Source organism: Paenibacillus sp. AR247 (genome assembly GCF_002968895.1).
Lineage (GTDB): Bacteria > Bacillota > Bacilli > Paenibacillales > Paenibacillaceae > Paenibacillus_AQ > Paenibacillus_AQ favisporus.
The window spans coordinates 202,068-207,682 of record NZ_PCZT01000018.1 but is presented as its reverse complement, the minus strand read 5'-3'; the positions used below and the strand labels follow the sequence as shown (position 1 = coordinate 207,682).

The 5,615-nt window shown below is 50.2% G+C and carries 5 protein-coding genes; 2 read left to right on the top strand and 3 right to left on the bottom strand.

Annotated features, from left to right (window positions below; genetic code table 11):
* Positions 1-1,502: sensor histidine kinase (locus tag CPT76_RS41655; RefSeq protein ID WP_105445056.1), on the bottom strand; the 1,502-nt coding region annotated here is incomplete at its 3' end.
* Between the two features lie 241 nt (positions 1,503-1,743).
* Between CPT76_RS41655 and CPT76_RS26720 the strand changes: the two genes are divergently transcribed.
* A complete protein-coding gene (locus CPT76_RS26720; protein ID WP_105445055.1) occupies positions 1,744-2,673 on the top strand; it encodes a hypothetical protein in 930 nt (309 codons plus the stop codon).
* 74 nt (positions 2,674-2,747) lie between these two features.
* Entirely contained in the window at positions 2,748-2,987 is a 240-nt protein-coding gene (locus tag CPT76_RS26715; protein ID WP_076173667.1) for an NHLP leader peptide family RiPP precursor, read from the top strand.
* An 86-nt stretch (positions 2,988-3,073) separates the two neighbouring features.
* On the opposite strand, the gene CPT76_RS26710 is transcribed toward CPT76_RS26715, so the two are convergent.
* Positions 3,074-4,327, bottom strand: coding sequence for a sensor histidine kinase (locus CPT76_RS26710; RefSeq protein WP_258168827.1), 1,254 nt, complete (start codon positions 4,325-4,327; stop codon positions 3,074-3,076).
* A 37-nt stretch (positions 4,328-4,364) separates the two neighbouring features.
* On the bottom strand, positions 4,365-4,922 hold the full coding sequence (locus CPT76_RS40585; RefSeq protein ID WP_258168826.1) for a hypothetical protein: 558 nt from the start codon (positions 4,920-4,922) through the stop codon (positions 4,365-4,367).
* Between the last annotated feature and the right edge of the window lie 693 nt (positions 4,923-5,615).

The window sequence follows — 5,615 nt, the reverse complement described above, 5'->3', positions numbered from 1 at the left end:
AAGATGCCCTCGATATGCCGGAATTCATGCCCCACATTGAGCAGGGCGACCTTCTCCGCCTCCGGCTTGGCAAACGTAAGAAAATCCGTAATAATCCCCGATGCCCGGTCCAATTCCTCAAGCGCCAGCCGGAGATACTCCTTCTCCCGGTCCCTTGACTTCTCCTGCAGCAGCTGCAGAAAGCCGCGGGTGACTTGAAGCGGGTTTCTCACCTCGTGTGCAACCGAGGCGGCCAGCTCGCTGATGACTTCCATTTTCTCCGACCGCTGCAGCTCGCTGTTAAACATTTCAAGCTCCCGGGAATACACGACAATCTGCCGATGATTATGGGCGAACTTCCGGCCAAGGATCATGATGAGGCTGATCACGAAGCCAAGGACTCCCCATTTCCACCAGAACAGCACGTAGTCCCCCTGGCGTACATAGAACCAGACAAGTTCACCCAGCGCCGGGATGGCAAACAAGGCAAATCCCGAAGCAAACACAGCCGCATCCCTGTTTCCTTTGGCGGCGTAGGATATCGCGCTGGCCGCCAAAATCATCAGCAGAACGATCATAATGCAGCCGAGCACCTTAACGGAAAAGAAATAATAAATATCGGAGAAACGGCTGCCGCTAAGCAGGTTGATGACCATAAACCCGAGGCAAAAGAGCGAGTACCCTACCAGGAATTTACGGCACATCCGAATGATCAGCATGTAGCCGGGGCCAATGGTTCTTTCAAAATAATAGGTTATCGCCGGTAAGAGCGACAGCAGACCAAGGTCAAAAACGACCTGAAACAATTCTCCATAGCTTCTGAACAGACTGTACACAAAAGGAGAATAAGTCAGGATCATGAGCCCGATCGACAAAATGACTACCGTCAGTGACAGCCAGCTGTTCCGCTCGCTCCGGTTCAGGAGTAAAGCCGAAATCAGCATAATCAGCGCAATGAATATAAACGAGCTTCCCAAAACGATATCACCCAGATTAGCCTTGATCAGCTTGGTCAGCAGCGTCTGGTAATCGCCGGCCCACACGGGACCGTCCATGCCGATCCGGCCGGTTCCCCCCTGAATTTTCATGAGCAGCGTTTGACCGGCGTCTTCACGGCTCAGCGGAAGCAGGATATGATGAACATCATACTGGTAATCCCGATCGATTTCGTATCGTTTCTCTTGACCGACGTAGATGTCGATTTTGATTCCATAAACCGGTTTGAGCAAAATGGCAGGCGTATTCCAGATGAGCGCCGGCAGCTTCGTTTCGAACCATCCCGCCTTCTCTTCCCCGGTGCTTAGCTGCAGCGGCTGCTTCATCCGGTACGGCTCCCACCCGGAAGCCGGCCCGATGCCGTCCGTGCTGCGGCTGCCTGTACCTCCGCCCTCCCATGTGAACCGCCAGTCCGTCAGCGGCTTTAGAGCCGGTTCGGAACTGCCGTAACAGGAGGCGGCAAGCACAAGCTGGATGACTATACATATCGCCGCCGCGATGATGCCGTATTTTCTCGAAGCTTTCATATGTGCACCTCTACCGAATGTTAGTGTACCGGAACCAGCAGTCTGCAGCCTCGCATCCGGTTCTTTCAATTACGGATTTCATAAATTGGAAATATATGCTAAACTAATAAAAGCCTCAACTAAACTTCATATAACAACATACACACAACCCCATACTCATAACCAGTCAACGGCTCAATGATGTCTTCAGCATCGGATACCGCCGCTTGGAACAACAATCCTATCTAAAAAAGGTGATTTTATGGAATGGTTAGAGCGTTATGAAGCCGACTTGTCGTATGTATTCCGCGAAACCGAGTGCATCATTGCCGCGTTCCCCTCTCCGTTGAACACGAAAGGCCTTTCCTATTTAAGCCATTTTAACCCGCTCGAAGAAAACAGCGCCAAAAACTATATCTGCTATTTGCTGCCCTTCTGGCTGATGGAAACGGCAGGACTTTCGGCCGAAGACGCCCGGAAGCTGTCGATCGGCAACGTTTGCGCCATGCTCTATTTTTTCATTCAGGACGATTGCATGGATTCCTCCACGCCCCAGGACAAGGAGCAGCTGCCGCTGGGAAATTTGCTGTACCTGCAGTTTCTCGACATCTACCGCGGCTACTTCCCCTCAGCGTCCCGGTTCTGGTCCTATTTCAGGCAGTACCTGCATGAATGGGCGGAAGCCGTTACCAATGAGCACACGGCCGACTATTTCCGCGTGAATCCGCTGTTCATCGCGCGCAAGGCTGCGCCGCTGAAGCTGTCGAGTACCGGAGCGCTGCTCTTGTCGAACAGGGAGGAACAAATTCCGGCCGTGACCGACTTGCTCGAACATGTACTTGCTACGCTGCAAATGGCGGACGATTGGGCCGACTGGCGGGAAGATCTTGAGGAAGGCAGCTATAACAGCCTGCTCTCGCTGATCCGGTCGCAGTTTGCCCCCGACGAACCGCTCACTGCTGATCGTGTCGAGCATTATATTGCCGTTCACGGCATTCTGCGTTCATACACAGCCGTAGCGGAAGCCAACCATGAGCACATCAAGCAGACCCCATTGAACATTCCCCAGCTGCTTTCTTTTCACCAGCATATTCTGATGTCGATTCAGGACGACGCGAACCGGATCGAAGAAGAGAGAAACGCCTTGCAAAAAGGCGGATTAAGTTTGTGGATGTTAAATCATATCAAATAATGATAGATTTATAATTTATTCCATGGTATACTTATAAAGGTAATATTAACCATTTTGTTGAAAGGGTGATTCTAATGACAGCAGAAGCTATCCTTCACAACCAAGTTATTCAAAAAGCCTGGGAAGACCCAAGTTTCAAGGAAAGACTCCTGGCCGACCCTAAGGCCGCAATCAAAGAAGTGCTCGGTATTATTTTACCTGAACACATCAAAGTAAAGACAGTGGAGGAATCATCCAACGAGTTTTATCTCGTGCTTCCCCCAAGTCCAACAGAAACGGTCAGAGCGGCCGCGGCGCCGAAATACTCCTGGTAATTGAGATTACACACCTCATCTTGAATATTACATAAATCTTGAAAGGGTTGGGAACAGCGAAGTTCGCCACCTTACCGTCAAGCGGCTTATACAGCCGCTGATGGAAAGGAGACGACCGCTTCGGTTCCCACCCCTTTTTCGCTTTTGAATTCAAGACTTCCCCCCATGGCTTCCACGATCCGGAACGTAACCATAAGACCAAGCCCGGTCCCTTTCGTCTTGTTGGAGAAATACGGCTCACCCAGCCGGGCAAGCTCCTCCTTGCTCATCCCTTCCCCATTGTCCTGAATATGGATTACAACCCGCTCTTCCATCTCGTAAGCCCATACGTTAATCTGACCGTCTCCGTTAAGCGCCTCGATGCTGTTCTTCACCATATTGATAAAAGCCTGCTTAAATTTCGAAGAGTTCCCTTTCACCTGCAGATGGTCCGGAATATGCATGTCGATCTGGGCGCCCTGAAGGTTCGCAAGCGGTACGATGACGCCCTCCACATGCCCCAGTTCCTCTTTGACGTTCAGGACGGAAATCCGTTCAAACTGCGGCTTGGCAAAGGTCAGGAAGTCGGTGATGATGCCTGCGGCCCGGTCCAGCTCCTCCAGAGCCATCGTCATATAGATTTTATCCTGGTTTCTGTACTTCTTGGTCAGCACTTGCAGGAACCCGCGCGTCACCTGAAGCGGGTTCCGGACCTCATGGGCGACGGATGCCGCCAATTCGCTGATGATGGCCATTTTCTCGGAGCGCTGAAGCTCGTTGTTGAACATTTCCAGCTCCCTTGAATATTTTACAATCTGTTCGTGATTGATGGTATAGTTCCGGCCGAGGATCAGCATCAGGGAAATGATAAATACAGCCGCCCCCCACTTCCACAGAAACAGGTCATAATTGCCATCCTTCAAATAGAACCAGACCATTTCGCCAATGACCGTCAAGCCGAACAACGCAAAACCGACGGTGAGAATCTCGGCGCTCCGGTTCCCTTTCACGGCATGGATGATCGAATTGCTGACGAGCAGCACGGCTTGTACGATCATAACGATTCCCAGAACACGGACCGACAGAAAATAATGGATACCGAACAGTTTGTCGTTCAGCACGATGTTTGCCAGCATGAAGAGCAGGCAGAATGCCGAATATCCGATTTGAAAATACAACAGCTTCTTGATCACCGACCGGTACCCGCTGCCGAAGATCCGTTCGATAAAATAGGTTAGTGACGGAAGCAGCACGAACAGCGCGACATCCCATAGGCGGGTGTAGAGCTTGCCGTAATCCTTGTAAAAGGTATAAAGAAACGGGGAATACGTGATGACCAGCACTCCGGCGGAGGCGATCACCAGACTCAGTGAAATCCAGGAGGCGTTCTGCTCCTTCTTACAAAAAAACCGAGCAAATGAGCATGACGAGCGCAATAAAGACAAACGCGCAGCCCAGTATGATATCGATCAGGTCTCTCTTGACGTAGTTGTCCAGCAATTCCGGATAGTTGCCCAGTTCAATGCCGTGGCGCAGTCCGATGCGGTCCTTGGCGGATTGAACGCCTATGTACAGTATTTTATCGGAATCATTTCTCTGAAGGGGAGTTAACACTTTGTTGTCAATGTTCTGTCCGTATATCTTAGGGATAAGCATGGAGGGGATGTCCCAGTTCAAAGCAGGGAGCTTCGTTCTGATCCATAAGGTCGATGATGTTCCGGGCCTCTTCGGCAAAGCCATGCCGGATTGATTCGGGCTCCAGCCTTCGCTTGCCGTTACGGATCCGGGAACTGCCGCAAGATCCGGGCTGTCCGCCCATTTGACCTCCCACTCGGTAATCCAACGCTCTCCACCCGTCTGCATCGCCCCAGCAAATACCGGTACCGTCACAAACAGCAGCGTCAGGCAAGCGATCAGAGCGAGCTTAGTGATTACGGATTTGGGGAAACCCTTCATAAAACACCTCAAAAGTTAATATTTGTAAATTTTAAACTGTTATGTAGATTCGCTATCATCATCGTCCACTCCTTCCTGTTCTTTCGGTCGTCGTCAAAAAATATATCATTTGCATAAATATACATATAGGTTCGAGCATACTGCCGCCATTCTTTATATTTATGCATTTGAAAACATAAGAATCCCCGGATTGACTTCAACCTGAGCGCAACTGCCTTCGGGGTTACACAGGCCGGGACTTATTTAATCATACCACTTTTTCCTAAGTATGGTAACGATGTTTCACCTTGGGCGGGTACGTTTATTAATGTAGCAAACGACAGAGACTTCCCGATCTGCGCTGAAAGGAGGATTACCCATGAGTGAATTCCGCCGGAACAACGTTGAGGTTGAGCATAAGGAAGTTCAGCAGAAGTCCGATTCCAGTCTTGTAGCAGCCTACTTTTATCAAATATGCCGCGTACATTATCTATTTTTTTCGGTTTCCTCTACTTCTTGATCCGATACGTATTTCCTAAGTTTTAATCCGGGAGCGGATATACGGGCTCAATTCGGGTAACGGTAAGGAAAGAAAATACGCCAAAGGAGATGGATGACATGGCTGATGAGTATAATAAGAATATTAAAAGCGATGCCGATTTGACCTATGAACGGTACGACCAGCAGCGCGAGCTTCCGCCCGAGTTTGAGCTG